Here is a 17,395-nt window from a genome sequence, read left to right on the forward strand (position 1 = left end):
GAGGAAAAGCGAGGCTACGGAGGCACATGGATCCCGAAGTGCAGCACGAACCGAGCGAGATCACCTACGACGAGAAGTTCTATCCGGCTCGGCCGAAACCACTTCGACCTTCGGTGCGACGCGCCAACAGGAGCAGCAGCCCCACACCCGACAGCGAACCGGTGGCCTCGAATCCCGAGTACGTGGACTGGCTCACCGAACAGTCGATGCTGCGCGACGCCAAGCTCATTGCCGAGCAACTCTCGGGCAAGGGCAGCATGTGGCAGAACCCGTATGCCGACCCCGATCCTCGCGCCGCCGTCGAGCGCGCACCGGTGTGGTTCACCGCGTATCCCATCTCGGTGATCAACGCCCCGCAGACGAGCTTCCTGAGCACACTCGGTGACGAGAAGCTGTGGCAGGCCTTTTCCGAAATCGGTGTCACCGCAGTGCATACCGGCCCGGTGAAGGTGGCCGGCGGCATCCACGGTTGGCGTCCGACTCCCTCGGTCGACGGCCACTTCGACCGCATCGGCATGCAGATCGACCCCGCGTTCGGATCGGAAGAGGAGTTCCGACGCCTCTGCGTGGTGGCGTCGGCGTACGACGGCATCGTGATCGACGACATCGTGCCCGGACACACCGGTAAAGGTGCGGACTTCCGGCTCGCCGAGATGGCCGTGGCCGACTACCCCGGCATCTACCACATGGTCGAGATCGAACCGCAGGACTGGCATCTGTTGCCACGAGTGCGGGCCGGAGCCGATTCGCAGAACATCGACGCCGAGGCCGAGGCCAATCTCGCCCGTGCCGGATACATCATCGGCCAGCTGCAGCGCGTGATCTTCTACGAGCTCGGTGTGAAGGAAACCAACTGGAGCGCAACACCTCCCGTCGTCGGCATCGACGGCGTCGAGCGTCGCTGGGTGTACCTGCACTACTTCAAGGCCGGTCAGCCGTCGATCAACTGGCTCGATCCCTCCTTCGCCGGAATGCGACTGGTGATCGGCGACGCGTGCCACTCCATCGCCGATCTGGGTGCAGGCGCATTGCGGTTGGACGCCAACGGTTTTCTCGGTGTCGAGCGTCGAGCCGAAGGCCCGGGCTGGTCCGAGGGCCACCCCTTGTCCGAGGCGGCGAACCACCTGATCGCCAGCGTGGTGCGCAAGATGGGCGGGTTCACCTTCCAGGAGTTGAACCTGACGATCGACGACATCAAGGCCATGGGTGAAAACGGTGCCGACCTGTCGTACGACTTCATCAATCGCCCGGCCTATCAGCACGCGCTCGTCATGGGAAACACCGAGTTTCTCAGGCTCACCATGACTCTGGCGCGCGATCACGGCGTCGACACGGCATCTCTGGTGCACGCGTTGCAGAACCACGACGAGATGACGTTCGAGCTCATCCACTTCGCCACCCTGCACGCCGAGGACGAGTTCACCTACGGCGGCGAGGCGGTCAAGGGCAGCGATCTGGGCGACCGGATCCGCGGTGAGCTGACCGATCGACTCACCGGGCGCTGGGCACCGTACAACCGGACGTTCACCACCAACGGAATCGCCTGCACCACAGCAAGTGTGATCACCGCATCGCTCGGGATCCGCGATTTGGACCGGATGGACGAGCGAGACATCGAGACGGTCAAGCGGGCCCATCTGCTGCTCGCGATGTACAACGCGTTGCAACCGGGCGTGTTCGCACTGTCCGGCTGGGATCTTCTGGGCATCCTGCCGATCGATGCCGAGGAGGTCGACGACCTCATCCGCGAAGGCGACACCCGCTGGATCAACCGCGGCGCACACGATCTGATGGGGTACTTCCCCGAGGCCGTGCGCTCCGAATCCGGCATCCCCCGCGGGCGCAGCCTGTACGGTTCGCTCCCGGAGCAGCTGGCGGATCCACAGTCGTTCGCCCGCCAGTTGGCGCGAATCATCGAGTTGCGCAAGAAGTTCGGTATCGCCACCGCCCAGCAGATCGACATCCCGACCGTCTCGCACAAGGGTCTACTGGTGATGGTGCACGAACTCGGGCAGGGAACCATCCAGGCGACGGTGCTCAACTTCTCGTCCGAGGAGATCAGCGCGACCATCCAGTCGAAGCACCTGGTGCCCGGCACCACGGCCGTCGACGTATCGGACGACAACGAGATCGCCACGGTGGACGAACTGAACAGTTTCCCGATGACGCTGCGCCCGTACGAGGGTGTGCCGGTGGTGCTGCGCTGAGACCGCAGGGCTCCCCACCGACGGATAGACTCCTGCCGTGGCCGAAGAACAGAACGACCCGACATCGCGGAGGCCCATGCCTCCCCGTCCGCAACCACCGCGGCCCGATGTTGCCGTCGAACCGCTGCGGCCACGGCAGGAGCCATCTCGGTCGGCCCTACCCAAGGTCGCGAGCGCGCTGTGGACTCTGACAGCGGCTCTGATCCTCGCGTTGGCCGCCGTCATCGCGCTGAATTGGGAGTCCGTGCTCTCCGGCGTCGAAACTGCAGTGTCACAGCAGGATTCGACGGCAAGTGCCGCCGACGTCCGCAACACCGCCTCGGCCACGCTGCTGTCCAGTGGTGCCGCAGCAGCGGTGCTCGTGCTGCTGGGATTCGTCGCACTGAATCTGCTGCGCAACGCGGCGGTGTCGTCGAAGGTCCTGATGGGAGCGGTCGGAATCCTGACCATCGGAGCGGCAGTCACGTTCTCGACCTTCGTGTCCGACGCCTCCGCGCTGCTCGGCGGCGTTCTGCAGTGGGGGCCGTTCGTCGTGGCGGGCACGGCTGTCGCTGCGACGATCGTGGCCCTCCTGCCCCGGGGATCCTCACGCCAGTGAGGCCAGTATTCCTTCCGCGCTCCGGGCCGCCGTGGCACACGAGGTCGAGGTGAATCGGTCCAACAGTGGATGCGAGGACAGTGCTCGCCACTTGTGTACCGCCGCCAGCGCGGTGTCTCGCTGTTGGGCGTGACCGGCATCGGGAGGCAGGTCGAGGCGTTCGGTGGCGGCGATGCCGAAGCCGCCGATGATGCGCTGCAGCTCGAGCAGTCCGCCGTCGGGCAGTTTCGGTGTGGTGGAGCGCAATCGGCCGAGCAGACGCAATTCGGCGAAGCCGTGCACATCGGCGAGCATTCGCCCGGCTTCGGTGCGCAGTGCATGCGATTCCGGACGGAACTCCAGAATCCGTTGCAGGGCAACCAGAGCCGAGTGCAACTTCAGTTGGTCGGCGCGTTGACCGAATTGCACGTCGATCACCGACCGAAGTTCGGTCAGCCCGCTGCGCTCGACCAGATCGGCGGCCAGCGTGGGTGAATCGCGTACCCCGAGCCGAATCAACGTCACGGCCATCCGAATGCCGAACAGCCCGAAACGGTCGACGATGCTGGCTCGCAGCGCCGCGTCGACCGGTAGCGTGCTTTCTGCACGGACGAATCGATCGGCCGAGAGCATCGCCAACTGCAGATCCTCGGTCGGCACCGTGGCCAACATCTCGAATGCCGAGAACTCGTTCTGCCGCAACGTTTCCGCACCGAGCGCCAGCAGACCCGCGACCGGAACCACCGCCTGGCACAGGCCGGTGGCCTCGAGTTCGGACGCGAATCGCGCAGCGACTTCCTTGGCCGACATCATCGCGTCCATCCGCCCCGACCCCACCTCGTCGGCGCGCGAGACGACACCGATCACACCGAGCGGTCCCGAATCACCGCCCACGTGCGCACCGATCTGCCCCAGAAACGACACGTCGGTCGCATTGAGCGTGCGCAGCAGATAGACAACGGCGTCGGCACCCGAGGACGAGTTCTCGGGCGTGAGCATCGCCAACGTACGCGCCGACACGTCGCGCGAGAGCGACGAGGTACCGGGGGTGTCGATGATCGTCGTCTGCGCCAGTGCGCTCGCAGGCCATTCGACGTCCAGTCGGTCGACCTGCGCGGCCGTCAACGACCCGAGATCGAAGGTCAATCGTCCGTCCCGCCGTTGCACCGGCACGTTCGCAGCCCGGTCACCGTCGTACCAGGCCGTGACGGCGGGAGCGACACCGTTGCGGTACCACGTGACGACCTTCGTGCATTCCGTTGCGTCGGTGGGAGCAATATCCTGCCCGACAAGCGAATTGAGCAGTGTGGACTTGCCGGCCTTGAGCGATCCCGCCAGTGCCACCCGCAGCGGCTCGTCCAGGCGGTACAGGCATTCGTCGAGCATCCAGGATGCCTCGGCATCACCGGAGTACGTCGATCGTGCCGCCGAGATGAGGTCGCGTGCCCTGGCCAGAGCCGCCACACTCATACCGCGACGTCCTTGACGAGTCCCACTGCCCGAGCATTCAGTTCGGCCACCACGCGCATGTCGTTCTCCAGCGCAGCGATGCGAGCAGCGCGGTCGGTGTTGTCGGCGGCTGCGGCTTCCTGCGCCGAGCGCAGCGACTCGTTGAGCGACCGCAGCGTCTGCTCGGCGATGGACGTGAAGTGATCACGCAGCACTCGCTGAATCTGCCGCAGTCGGTCCTTGGACTCCTTGCCCACCTGGAAGCTGACGTCGTCGGTGAAACGTCTGATCGCGATCTTGGCCTCGGAACGCCGTTGTTTGACGCGGTTCTCCTTGTCCTCCTTGTACGCCTTGGTGCCGAGCAGCACACCCGCGCCGATGGAGATCGGATTGAGCAGACTCAACCCGACGAAGGTGGTGATCAGGCCGAACATCAGCACACCGCCGTAGGATCCGCGCATTCCCACCAGAACCTTCTGCGTGATTCCGATACGACCGGATTCCAGATCGGCCAACGACGAGACGGGATCGAGGACGTTGTCCAGATCGCCGACGTCGAGATCGGGTAGGGCTGCCGCCCCGGAGGACGCGAAGTGTTCGGCCACCAGCTCCGAAAGCCACAGTGCCCGTTCGTGAGCCCAGACGAAGTTGTCGCCCACCGACGCAGCGATCTGTTCCTCGAGCCACTCGCCGAGCTGCGGCCAGTCCTTGCCCGGATCCCCCTCGTCGACGGTTTCCTCGGCTTCCCTGGTGACGCGGCGCAACCGGTCGCGCAGGTCGTGATCGATGTCGGAGGCGAGATCGGCGATACCGTCCCCGAGTGTCTGCTGCCACTGGGACGAGCGCTTGTGCAGCTCCTCGGCAGCGGCCTTGGCGCGCTGCAGCCCGGCGACGGCCGCGGCAGCGCGCTCCGGATCCTTCAGTGCCGCAAGCTCACTGCCGAGCGACAGCGTCAGGTGCTCGGTGACCGAACGGACGTCGAGCGAGACCGACGAGCGTGCCAGCACATCGGCCCGGGCCACCACGTCGTCACGCAGGAACGCGTAGAGCTGCTGGAAGCCGGACTCGGCGTTGAGCTCCTCGTCGTTCAAACGCAGTGCGTGCGAACGCAACAGAGACGACACCGGCAGCATCTGCACGTCGATGCCCGCGCGGTCCAGGTGTCCACGATTGGCCTCGACGATCTGCCGCCAGTGCGGATAGAGATCGATCTTGGTGATCAGCACCGCCACGGCCGGGCACAGGCCCTGCACCTGACGCAGAAACGACAGTTCCGGCTCGGTGAATTCCCGGGAGGCGTCGGACACGACGAGCACCGCGTCGGACGACGGAATGAGCCCCAATGTGCCTGCAGCGTGCGGATTTCCGTGGCCACCGACGCCGGGGGTGTCGACCAGCACCAGACCGTCGGCGAGCAGTGGGCTCGCCACCCCGATGTCCAGACGCAACACTTCCCGGCCCTGGGCCAGCGGACTTGCCGGGGTGACCGTCGTGATCTCCTCGGGAGGAACGTCCACTCGGATCGGTTCGTTGCCGGGATCGGCGAGTACGAGCTGCGCGGAAAGGCTCTCGGCGTTGGACACCACCGTCGGGATGGCGGTGGTCTCGTCGTCTCCGACCGAGCACACCGTCAGGTTGAGCAGTGAGTTCACGAACTGGCTCTTGCCCTGCTTGAGCGGTCCGACCACGATGATGCGTCGACGTGGATCCAACACTCTCGAGCGCGCCGCCTGGACTCGATCCACCAGGTCGGATCTTCCCGCCGATGTCGCCACCGCCGCGGTACGGCTCAGTAGCTCGGCCAGCTCCGTAGATTGCCCGTCCATACGCTCGTGTTCACAACCGTTCTCGTCGACTTCCGCAGTACCAGGTCATCCCGCAGGCTCGAAAAACTCCTGCGCGCCCCGAACGAACTCTAGCGACGACTCGGCCCCGAGTGCTGGCGAACACTCGGGGCCGAGTCATGTCGTTGTCTACCCGCAGGCGAACGATCAGGGCTGCATCGGGTCGATGTCGTGATCGACGGTCACATGTCCCAGAGAGTCGGCTGCCGAATCCACCGAACCGTGCAGGCCGGACTCGCTGAACAAGCTCGACTCGGTCTCGCCCTGTCCGAAGACGTCCGAGTCGACGCTCGACCAGCCGGTGCCGGTCGCGGTAGCCGAGGAATCGAACGAGCTGGAGGAATCGAACGATCCCGACGCCGCCGAGGAGAGGCTGCCGCCGGCGTCTGCCAGTCCCTCGACACCCGACTGCAGGCCACCGGTGAGGCTGCCAGCGGCCTGGCCACCGATGTCGGCAGCGGAATCAAACCCGCCGCCCGCGGAAGCCGCAGCGTCCGCACCAGCATCCAAACCCGCACCCACAGTGGACGCGAAGTCGCCTCCGATCGAGGCACCGGTGTCGAGTCCCGCTCCGACGTTCGATGCGATCTCGCCACCCACCGAGGTTCCGGCATCGACGACTCCGCCCGCGGCACCTTCGAGGCCACCGGCAACCGAGCCTGCAGCTCCCGCGGCACCTTCGAGGCCCGCACCTGCGGATGCTGCTGCGTCGAGTCCGGTGCTGATGCCACCGGAGACGGCTCCTTCGAGGCCTGCACCGGCCGAAGCCGCAGCATCCACGCCGCCTGCGACGCCGCCCGCAACTCCGCCTGCGATTCCGCCGCCGAGGCTGCCGAGTCCGGCCAGACCACCGGTCAGGCCTGCACCTGCATCACCCACACCGGCGAGCCCGCCGGCCACATCTGCACCGACGTTCCCGACGGCCGCCAGGCCACCGGTCAGATCAGCACCGACGTTTCCGACGGCCGCCAGGCCACCGGTCAGATCAGCACCGACGTTTCCGAGGCCTGCGAGTCCTCCGGTGAGGCCCGCGCCCACTCCGCCGAGTCCGGCCAGGCCGCCCGACAGGTCTGCGCCCACTCCGCCGACTCCGGCGAGTGCTGCTTCGACGGTTCCCGAGAGGTCTGCTCCGGCTGCGACCGCTGTGTCGATCGCGCCGACGAGTCCTGCGCTGACATCCGCTCCGGCTCCGAGTGCGGCTCCGAGGTCGAGTGCGGCGCTGGTGTCGAGTACCGATTCGAGTGCGGTTCCGAGCTGAGCTCCGGCTGCGCCGCCGACGCCGAATGCCGTGCCGAGGATGCCCTCGAGGCCGCCTGCCACTCCGCCTTCGAGTCCGCCGGCCAGTTCGCCGCCGATGCCTGCTGCTGCTCCGACGGTGCCCTCGAGTGCTGCGTCGAGAGCGGCGGTGAGGCTGCCGACTGCGCTGGTGTCGAGGTCGAGTGCGGTTCCCAGTGCGCCGCCGACCACTGCGCCGACGCTGCCGCCTGCGGCGAGCAGGGCGTCGACGTCGAGGTCAGCGAGGACTCCGGCGTCGAGGACGGCTCCGAGTGCGCTACCGATCGAGCCTGCGATGGCACCGTCTGCCGCGAAGAGCCCGCCGAGGCTCGCGCCGACTCCACCGGCGATGTCGCCGACCAACGAGCCACCGGCTCCCAGTGCGCCGTCCAGTGCAGCTCCGATGTCGGTGGTCAGATCGGCTCCGATGGTTCCCAGTCCGCCGAGGGCGCCGCCGATTCCCGCGGTCAGAGCGGCACCGAGGTCACCTGCGATGTCCAGTCCGGCTCCGGCACCGAGTACCGCGTCGAAGACTCCGCCGAGAGCGGCACCGAGATCGGCTCCGACGCTTCCGCCGACTCCGAAGGCCGCACCGAGAGCGCCGGCCAGGCCGCCCTGGATGTCGGCCAGTGCGCCGAGGTCGACGGCACCGGTCGCGCCGATGGCGGCGTCGAGTGCTGCCTGCAGCTGTGCGGCGATGTCTCCGCTGATCTCGCCGCCGATGCCTGCGCCTGCTCCGATCAGTCCGGTGAGTGCAGCGCCGAGCCCGACGGTTCCGCCGAGCAGACCGTCGAGGTCCAGATCCAGACCGCCACCGATACCTGCGCCTGCGCCGAGCAGGGCGTCGAATGCGCCGCCGAACGCGGTTCCGAGCTCGAGACCGATCTGGCCTCCGACTGCCAATGCTGCGGCCAGTGCTGCCTGCAGGGATGCCTCGATCTCACCCGCGACATCGATTCCGCCGGTCAGGCTGCCACCTGCTGCGAGTCCGCCGCCTGCCACTGCGCCTGCTGCAAGTCCGAGCCCGGCCGACAATCCGCCGCCGAGGCTCGCGCCGCCGGCGAGTGCACCGTCGAGGCCGGCGGATCCGCCTGCGCCCAGGATGGCCGAGAGCTGGCTGCCTGCGCCGGCGAACAGTCCCGACTCGGCGACCAGGGGTGCCACGGCGACGATGTCGGCGTGGGTGACGTCGCCGAGTCCCGCGGCGGCCAGCGTCATCTCGGGGTTGGCGCAGTAGGCGGCTGCAGCCTGGTCGTCGCGCAGCAGGCCGAGAATGAAATCGAGTACGGCGTTGGTAGCCATCGTGGGTCTCCTTGACGAGTGGTGCTTCGTGGTTGATCACAACGCTAGGCACCGAAGAGCCCCCGCCCAACGGGGCGGATCCCCCCACTCCCTCGGGGGTTGCCAGGGGACTTCGGTTAGGGGATCTAGGCGCTTTAGGGGATTTCACTCGTTGTGCGCTCTAACCTGCTGTGAGACGTAACGAATAATCGGCCACTGCCGACAGTGCGTGTGACGGCAGTAGTACTGACGGCAGTGCGAGACGAAGGCGGCGACACCACGATGAACGCAGGGCTCGGCATACGTATCGGTTCGGTGACGGCTGTGGCTGCTCTGGACACCGAACCCGTCACCTCGGTGGTCAAGCGTTCGGCACTCGACCTCCGTCCGGGCGAGGCCCCGCGTCTGGCAGAGCTCTGGGACCGTTCGACGCGCAATCTGATCAGCGGATTTGCCGACCGGGTGGGCGATCCGGTGGAACTGATCGACGACGACGGCCGCAGTCACCGAGCCGAGGACCTGTACGCCACCGCTGCTCGCGCACTCGTCGCCGAGGTCTCCGCCGGGACCGATGCCGCTCCTACCGTCGTCGTCACCCACCCCACTCGCTGGACGGCGTACACCGCCGAGGTTCTCGGTGAAGCGCTCGAGCGCGCGGGACTCACCGACGTCACGCTGGTACCGGAGTCCGTCGCCACGATGCGGTGGCTCGAAGTGACGCGCGGCCCACAGGCCGACGGCCTGGCCGTGGTCTACGACCTGGGCGCGACCGCACTCGACGTCACGCTGATGCGCACCGGCTCCGAGGCAGGCACCGTCGGAACCGGAGTGCATTCGGAGGAGTTCGGCGGAGCGCAGTTCGATCACGCGATCATGCAGTACGTCCTCGACACCGTCTCGGGAAGCCAATCCTTCGAGTTCGATCCCTTCGACCCCGATACTGTCGGCGCACTCGTGGAACTGCGGGCCCGCTGCGGCGAGGCGAAGGAACAGCTGTCCTACGACACGTCCACGTCACTGACGGTCGACCTCCCGGGCCTGCACACCGAGGTACGCCTGGTGCGCTCCGAGGTCGAAGAACTGGTGCGAGCATCACTGCTGGCGTCGATCGGGGTGGTACGCGACGCCGTCACGGCCGCGGGCCTCGACGTCTCCGACATCGACCAGGTGGTACTCGTCGGTGGCAGTTCGGCCATCCCACTGGTCGCCGAGCTCATGTCGTCCGAGCTGCGAGCACCCGTGGTGGCCGGACCGCGACCCGAACTGACCGTCGCAGTCGGTGCCGCGATACTCGGCAGCGACATCGCCGACGCGACCGCCTCCGACAACGCCGCAGCACTGGCTGCGGCACCCACCACGGCCGTGGCGTCCGCTGCGGCGGCCGCCCCGATGCCTCGCCCCACTCCCCGGCCCGCACCGACGCCCACCGCCGTCGACTCCGACGCAGGAATGTCCGGTCGCAAGAAAGCCGGTGTCGTGGCCGGATCCGTCCTCGCTCTCGCGCTTCTCGCCGGCGGAGGATTGTCGGTGGGCACGGCATTGACTTCCGACAACACCACTCCGGCCGAATCGAACGCGGAAACCTCGATCTCGAGCACCGAGACACCGGGAACCAGCGCTGCGGTGGCCGATGCCGCGACGACGACGCCGGCGACCGGTGAGAACGGTGTTGCCGCACCCGGTTCCGAGGGTGCGCCGACCACGGTGGTCAACGCCGACGGAACGGTGACGCAGATCGATCCGGCCACCGGTGCTCCGGTCGCGGGATCGCCTGCCCCGGCCGACAACGGCGCGGCCACGGTGCCGACCATCCCGTCGGTCGCCGCTCCGACCGTTCCCAACTACCAGCCTCCGGCGGTGCAGGTTCCGCAAGCACCGAGCGTGCAGGTTCCCAGCTACCAGGGTCCCACCCTCGGCGATGTCGGACAGGGTGTCGGTGACGGACTCGGCGGAGTGGTCGGCGGCGTCGGTGACGGGCTCGGCGGTGTCGTCGGCGGCGTGGGTGACGGGCTCGGCGGAGCCCTCGGCGGCTTGACCGGCCGATAGGTCGACGGTGACCAGCACTCGATCATCGCTCGTCGGCATCGAGCGCGCCGATCGCTTCGTCCGTGATGCGCTCGTCGCCAATGGATTTCATATCGTCGTCGGAGTCGACGGCTCCGGCCGATCCGCGGTTCTCGATTCCGTGGCGTCGACGGTGGACGTGTACACGGGCACCATCGCCGACGCGCCGTCCGGCTCGACGGTTCTCGTCGACGACGCGCACCTGCTGTCGGAGCAGCGTCTCGACGAGATCGCAGCGGCGGCAACACGCTCGGACATCACCCTGATCGTCGCCACCGCGCCGCGGAGCTTCGATTCCCGCATCGAGAAGCTCGTCGCGTCCGCCGGTTCCAACCGGTTGACTCTGGTTCCGCTGGACAAGGTGGCCATCGCGGCGCGAGCAGCAGCGACCGTTCGACCGATCTCGGCGTCACTCGCCGGTGCCGTCGCCAAGGCGACCGGCGGAATTCTCGCCGCCGTCGATGCGGCAATCGGCGCGCTCGGCGGCGACCGTTCCGATCCGGCTCCACTGCGCGCGGTCGCCGAATCCGTTGCCGAACAACACCGTCGGATGCTGATCGAGACCACCGACGACACGCGGGCACTGCTGCTCGCAGCCCGATTCGGCATCACACCCGACCCTGCGTCGGCTGCGCAGATCGTGGCACGCGCGACCGATGTCGAGTCGATCGTCGACCTGGCCTGCAGCTCCGGCCTGCTCGACACCACGGGCACGTTGATTCCGTCCGCGGAGGCCCCGCTGATCGAAATGATCGGAGAGGCGCGCTGCCGAGCCCTGCTCTCGTCCGTCACCGACATCGCCACCCGATCCCGCCTGCTCGACGCCACCGCGGCACGTGCGTTGGCAGAGCGAGGCGTCGTCCATCCGGGTCTCGCAGATTTCCTTGTGCAGCAAGCCGATTCGGCTGCTGTCGATGCCGCAGGTGCCCTGTACGACGCGGCGGTCGACGCGGGCTTCGACTCGGCGGTACTGGCTGCGAGACGGTCCGAGGTCGCGGCTGCCACCGGGAATCCGGACGAAGCGGCGAGATTCGCCGATGTGGTTCTCGACGGCGCTGCCGGGTTCGATGCGACGGATCTGCGTACGGCGGTGCGGGTGTCGGCGTCTGTTGCCGCGCAACGTGGAATGGCCTCGCGCAGTGCGCAATTGTTCGCGTGGCTCGGCGAGGATCGGCTCGGACCCGACGCCGTGTGGGCTGCCCTCTCGGCCGCGGCGGCCGGTGATCGCAGCGCCGCCGACCGTTCGATGGCTGCCGTGACTGCCCTCGCACCGACGTCGAGTATCGCGTCGGGCACTCTGCTCGTCACCGGAGTGATCGGGTCGATCGATTCGCGGAGCGCAGCAGCGTCGAGTGCCGCCGCCAACGCGCTGATGCGGGCAGTGACGTTGACGGGCACTACTTCCGATCGTTCGTGCACCCCGGATACTGCCGCTGCCGTCTCGGCGCTGCACGCGGTCCACTGCGGCGACCTACCTCGTGTCGATTCCATCGTGGCGCGAGCACTTCCCGAGCACCGTGCGGGATCGGAAGCGCACACCAGGTTGAGCCTCGTCGGGGCCTGGGCGTCGATGCTGCGAGGGGATACCGCCGAAGCAGGCATCGCGATCGAGGCACTCCGGATTCCGGTGTCACACGTGCGCAACCAATTGTTCCTGCACGCGATTCGAGTGGGCCTGGCTCGTAGGTCCGGTGACGCAGGGTCATTGATCACGGCATGGACCCAGGCCCAGAACGTGATCGCCGAATACTCGACCGACCTGTTCGCGCTGCTGCCCCTGGGCGAATTGCTCTTGGCCGCAACTCGACTCGGCCAGGTGGACCGCGTCGAGCATCTGGTGGCGCAGGCCACCGACCTGCTCGCAGCGCTCGGCGATCCACCCGTGTGGGCGTCGGCGCTGCATTGGTATCAGGTTCAGGCGGCCATCGTGGCACAGACTCCCGACGCGTTGGTCCCGCACGCCAAGGCTCTGGCCGCCGCCGCTCCGACCCATCCGTACAGCGCAGCACTCGCCGCTGCCGGTCGCGCGTGGCTCGGCGTGTTGCAGGGCAGGCCCGACGCGGCCGAGGTGGAGAGTTCAGCACGCACGCTCACCGCCTTCGGACTGCCGTGGGACGGTGCCCGCCTGGCGAGCGAGGCCGCCCTGACCGTCACCGATACTGCGACGGCAACCTCGCTGCTGCACATCGCCAGGTCGTTGCGCCAACCCAGCTCGACGGGTCGCGACAGCCCCAGATCGACCCCGCAGCCGACGGGCTCGTTGAGCGAACGCGAAGCCGAGGTAGCCGAACTGCTGGTACTCGGCGTCACGTATCGCGAGGTCGGCAGCCGGCTCTACATCTCCCCGAAGACCGTCGAGCACCATGTGGCTCGCATTCGGCGCAGGCTCGGGGCGCAGTCGCGGTCGGAGCTGATCTCGATGCTGCGCGCCATGGGGTACGGGGCCTCGACCAGCACAAGTGTGGACACTGTAACTGTGCGGGGACCGGGAGCGACATAACGGCCGAGCACCACTCCCCGATCGAGAACAGGTAGCAGCCCCATGACCGAGCAGCCCGGCAGTGCGAGTGTCGGCACACCGGACGTCGGCCTCTACCTGGACGACGAGCGCGCCGTCGCCGCCGTGTCCCATCCGATCGCGCCCGGACCGTCGCTGCACCTGGCGTCACTGCACCCGACCGTGCTCAACACCCATCCCGAAGGCACCGTCTCGCTCGGAGATGCGACCGACGACGACTCCGAGGCCTACACACACTTTCTCGACTCCCTCGCCGACGGCGTGGGTGTCACCGGCAGCAAGGGAACCGTCTTTCCTGCCGAGCAACTGACGTCGATGGCCCTGTTGTGCCTGCTCACCGAGGTGGCGTCGTCCATCGGTCTGCGGCCGGGTGATCTTGCCGCGGCGGCAACCTATCCCGCCCGGTGGACTGCCGAGCAGGTGTTCGCGCTGCGTTCGGCCATGAACGCGCACGGGCTCGCACACGTCGCGCTGGTCGCCGAGGAAGAAGCGCTCGCCGCGTGGAACGCATCGCTCCTGCCGACCCTGCAGAAGAAGGACACCGCAATCGCCGCGGCCCGAGGTGCTGCGATTCTGGCTGCGCAGTTCCCCGTCGACGCCGTCACCGAGCAGTTCGCGGTGGTGAGCCCGGCGAGATCCGACCGGCGACCACTGTTCGCTGCGGCAGCGTTCGCCGCCGCGTTGACCGTCGGTGCCGCGCTCTTCGCGCTGCAACTCGGTACGCCCACCGACACCGACGTCCCCACCATCGACAACGCCCAGCTGGTGCCGCGCACGTCGTCGAGCGGCACCGGGTCGGGTGGCCCGATCGACTTCCCCACCGTCGTCGCCGAACCGGCCGCCGAGATCGTTCCTGTCCCCCCGTCGACGGCGACCACCACCACGGACGAGACGACCCCCACCGAAACCTCCGACCTCCCGCGGAGCGAACCGACCGAGATCGAACCCGGGATCGAGATCGAGACGCGCCCAGCGTTCGAGGCACCCGAGGACGACGACCGCGAGAAGCCTCCCATCGTCGTCGAACCGGTCGATCCGGTCGGACCAGAACTTCCGGTCGAAACAACCCCCGACACCCCTGACACCCCCGACACCGACCCGGACGACGGGCAGTCCGTAACCGAACAGATCGCACCGAACGACCGATCGGCGGAGACCCCATGAGCGATGCCGGTCATCTCGGAATAACCGTGGGCAACACCAGGTCCGTCGCGGCCTATCGCGCATCGACCGAGGACGAACCGACGATCGTCGTCCTCCCGACGACTCTGAGATTCGACGAGGACGGCCGCGCCCACCTCGGTGAACCTGCTGAGTCGGCACCGTTCACTCGGTTCGTCGATCTGGTCGGTCAGCAGGAAAATCTCGAGCCCGACGCCGACGCCTACCGCGCCGAGGACTTGATGGCCAACGCCGCCAACTGCCTCGTCACGATGGTGTCCACGAAGGCCGGCGTATCCAGCGACATGCCCGTCACGACCATGACGTACCCGACGCGGTGGACCCGCGCCGCCGTCGCACTGCTTCGTGACGCCCTCGATCACACCGGCCTCACCGATGTCGCCCTGGTTCCCGACGCGAAAGCCGCCAGCGCGTTCGCGCAGCCGAGCCCGGGAGCAGCGGTCACCGTGGTCGACATGGGGGCCACCGGCACCGATATCTCCACCTTTCCCGGCGGTGGGACGGTACGCACCACCGCCGTCGGCGGAGACGCGTTCACCGACGCTCTCTTCGATCACGTGGTGACCGATCGCGAGCACATCGACCTGTCCGACGCGGCCGTCCTGGCAGCCCTTGCCGGCGTCGTCGCCTCGTGCGAGGCCGCCAAGCAGACCTTGAGCACGGCCGACGTCGCCACGATCTCGGTCGAACTCCCCGGTGTCTCGCAGTCCACGACGGTCACCCGAGCCGAGTTCGCAGACCTCGTCGCGCCGTTGCTCCGCCGGCTCGACGTGCCGGGGACCGGCACCGTGATACTCGCCGGCGGCAGCGCAACACTTCCGTCGGTGGCAAGCGACATCACCGAACGCTCGTCGGGCCCGGTGCTCGTCGAGCCGCTCGCAGCAACCCGCGGTGCCCTGCTGCTGGCCGAGGTCGAGGATGTCGACGGCAACTCCATGGTGACCGGCGCCGCGCCGGTCGTCACCCGAAACGACGGCACGGAGTCCCTCGACACCGACGCCATCCCGGTCGTCGCGCCCGCACCGTCCCTCGCGTTCTCCGAGGCGATCCCTGCGGTCGCTCCGGTGTTCGCTCCCTCGGAATTTCGATCCGAGCCGATCGTTCCGGTCGACGAGAACACCTCGACCACCGATCACTCTCCGGCCGTCGCCGCGGCGCCGGTAGCGGCGAAGAAGGAACGCAGCGAGCGTTCGCGGACGATCGCCACCATCGTTGCCGGTGCAGCAGCAGGCGTGGTCATCGTCCTCGCGATCGCAGCACTGAGCGGAGTGTTCGGTGACGCTCCCGCCGCGACACCCCCGACCGTCACCGATGCCGGCTCGCCGATCGTCACCTCGACGCGCGCACCCTCGACCACCACCGCCACCTCCGTCGAGCCCGTCTTCGTACCCGAGGTCGTCGAACAGCCGGAAGAGCCGTACGTGGCACCCGAACCTGCTCCCCTGCCTGCTCCCGCGCCCGCGCCGGTGCCCGCCCCCGCGCCCGTGGTGCCCACCACGACGCCTGCGGTCACCACGACTCCGGTGACGACCACCCCGGTCGAGACGACGACTCCGGCTGAGACCACCACGACCTCGGATACGGCCACCACCCCATCCGAAGAGCTCGAAGAACCCTGAGCTGCGCGATCACGGATTCCGAGCCCGATGCCCTAGGGTGGGGCGCTGATGACAAGCACCCGATGAAGGGATTTCATGCGTAACACCGGGGCGCTGCGTGCTGCAGTGCTGTGTTCGACGGCTTTTGTACTTCTTGCTTCGTTCTCCGGGACAGCAGCAGCAGAACCCGTCGTCCAGTCACCCGCCGATCAGCTTCCCCGCGAGCTCGTCGAAGCCGTGCAGCGAGATCTGAAGATCTCTCCGCAGGAGTATCTCGATCGGGCGGCCCGCGCGCAGGAACTCTCCGAATACGCATCGGACTTCCGGGCCAGCCGTCCGGCAGATTTCGCCGGTGCCTGGATCGGACCCGACGGCAATGCCGTCGTCGCCGTCACCTCACCTGCTGCGGCGCAGGCCGTCGCCAAGGACGGATACGCCACCGCGCAGTCGCCGGTGTCGGCAGACGGACTCGAGAAGTCGCTGGCAGACCTCAACAGTTGGATTGCCGGCCTCCCTCGCGAGATCTCCGAGCAGATCAACGGGACGGCCATCGACTTCATCGACAACCAGATCGTCATCGATCTGGTGAACAGCCCGATCGGTAGCGCGCTGAACCTGCCCACCCTGCTGGCGAACATCAAGGTCATTCTCTCCCCCGGCGGAAACAAGCCGGTCGACCCGACTCCGATGGGCGGCGACACCTACGTCACCACCTCGGGACCCATCGCCGACGCTCCGGCCACCGACATCAGCATCTGCTCGTTCGGCTTCAACGCCGTCGACTCCTCCGGTTCGGCCGTCAATCTCAGCGCAGGCCACTGCAACCCCGCCAAGGCCACCGGATCCGGCGGCGCACCGGTCTACCTGCCCGATCCGGCCGACATCTCGCGCAGTACGCAGATCGGGTCGTTCGATCGGTCCAGCCTGGGCGCAGAGGACGGCCTCGACTGGTCGGTCATCGCCCTGAACGACACCGGCATCGCGTCGGGACTCGACCGCCCCACCGTCCGTGGAGCGAACGGCAGCACCGTCACCGTCACCGGAACCGCATCGCCGGTCATCGGAGCACCGGTCTGCAAGTCCGGGCAGTCGTCGTCGTTCACCTGTGGAGTGGTTGCGGCCGATCGCGTCGAGACACAGCTCTACATGGAGGACGGCACGTCCCGCACCGTTCGCGGATTCGCCAGCACAGCATGCACTCTCGCGGGTGACAGTGGCGGTGCCATCGTGACCGGAACGCTCGCGTTGGGAATCACCAGCGGATCCAACAGCGGCGGCGCACCCGATTGCAACGAGGCCAACCTCGCGCTGGCGCAATACGGTGGCACGGCAAGCCTGGGCATTCCCATCGATCAGGTCACGCGCGCGACCGGAAGCACACTCCGCACCGAGTAGTGGGT

The 17,395-nt window shown here is 67.7% G+C and carries 10 protein-coding genes; 7 read left to right on the top strand and 3 right to left on the bottom strand.

The window, feature by feature from the left end; all coding sequences use genetic code 11:
• Nucleotides 1-26 precede the first annotated feature (26 nt).
• Both treS and QM615_RS13870 read left to right on the top strand, forming a co-directional pair.
• Complete coding sequence (treS, locus tag QM615_RS13865; RefSeq protein WP_283347411.1) at nucleotides 27-2,207, top strand: maltose alpha-D-glucosyltransferase; 2,181 nt, start codon at nucleotides 27-29, stop codon at nucleotides 2,205-2,207.
• Nucleotides 2,208-2,244: 37 nt separating this feature from the next.
• Nucleotides 2,245-2,805 (top strand): hypothetical protein, encoded by a 561-nt coding sequence (locus tag QM615_RS13870; protein WP_283347412.1) that lies wholly within the window; start codon nucleotides 2,245-2,247, stop codon nucleotides 2,803-2,805.
• Here the strand turns inward: QM615_RS13870 and QM615_RS13875 are convergent.
• The 3 genes from QM615_RS13875 to QM615_RS13885 form a co-directional block, all read right to left on the bottom strand.
• Nucleotides 2,794-4,254 (bottom strand): dynamin family protein, encoded by a 1,461-nt coding sequence (locus QM615_RS13875; RefSeq protein WP_094669503.1) that lies wholly within the window; start codon nucleotides 4,252-4,254, stop codon nucleotides 2,794-2,796. The two genes, QM615_RS13870 and QM615_RS13875, sit on opposite strands and share 12 nt — an antisense overlap.
• The gene (locus QM615_RS13880; RefSeq protein ID WP_068055887.1) at nucleotides 4,251-6,059 is read right to left on the bottom strand and encodes a dynamin family protein; all 1,809 of its coding nucleotides are present in this window, start codon (nucleotides 6,057-6,059) and stop codon (nucleotides 4,251-4,253) included. The genes QM615_RS13875 and QM615_RS13880 overlap by 4 nt, the downstream gene beginning before the upstream one ends.
• 165 nt (nucleotides 6,060-6,224) lie before the next feature.
• Nucleotides 6,225-8,654 carry an IniB N-terminal domain-containing protein gene (locus QM615_RS13885; protein ID WP_283347413.1) on the bottom strand — a complete coding sequence of 810 codons (2,430 nt, stop codon included), beginning with the start codon at nucleotides 8,652-8,654 and terminating at the stop codon, nucleotides 6,225-6,227.
• 210 nt (nucleotides 8,655-8,864) lie between these two features.
• Here QM615_RS13885 and QM615_RS13890 point away from each other — a divergent pair, with 210 nt between their 5' ends.
• The 5 genes from QM615_RS13890 (at nucleotide 8,865) to QM615_RS13910 (ending at nucleotide 17,390) form a co-directional block, all read left to right on the top strand.
• Nucleotides 8,865-10,679, top strand: coding sequence for an Hsp70 family protein (locus QM615_RS13890; RefSeq protein WP_231893841.1), 1,815 nt, complete (start codon nucleotides 8,865-8,867; stop codon nucleotides 10,677-10,679).
• Between the two features lie 7 nt (nucleotides 10,680-10,686).
• Nucleotides 10,687-13,197 carry a helix-turn-helix transcriptional regulator gene (locus tag QM615_RS13895; RefSeq protein ID WP_283347414.1) on the top strand — a complete coding sequence of 837 codons (2,511 nt, stop codon included), beginning with the start codon at nucleotides 10,687-10,689 and terminating at the stop codon, nucleotides 13,195-13,197.
• Nucleotides 13,198-13,239: 42 nt separating this feature from the next.
• Entirely contained in the window at nucleotides 13,240-14,379 is a 1,140-nt protein-coding gene (locus QM615_RS13900; protein WP_283347415.1) for a hypothetical protein, read from the top strand.
• The gene (locus QM615_RS13905; RefSeq protein ID WP_283347416.1) at nucleotides 14,376-16,016 is read left to right on the top strand and encodes an Hsp70 family protein; all 1,641 of its coding nucleotides are present in this window, start codon (nucleotides 14,376-14,378) and stop codon (nucleotides 16,014-16,016) included. Before QM615_RS13900 ends, QM615_RS13905 begins: the two co-directional genes overlap by 4 nt.
• 75 nt (nucleotides 16,017-16,091) lie before the next feature.
• Nucleotides 16,092-17,390: a S1 family peptidase gene (locus tag QM615_RS13910; RefSeq protein ID WP_068055327.1), complete on the top strand. Its 1,299-nt coding sequence runs from the start codon at nucleotides 16,092-16,094 to the stop codon at nucleotides 17,388-17,390.
• Nucleotides 17,391-17,395 lie beyond the last annotated feature (5 nt).

It is taken from the genome of Rhodococcus sp. IEGM 1341 (assembly GCF_030056895.1).
Lineage (GTDB): Bacteria > Actinomycetota > Actinomycetes > Mycobacteriales > Mycobacteriaceae > Rhodococcoides.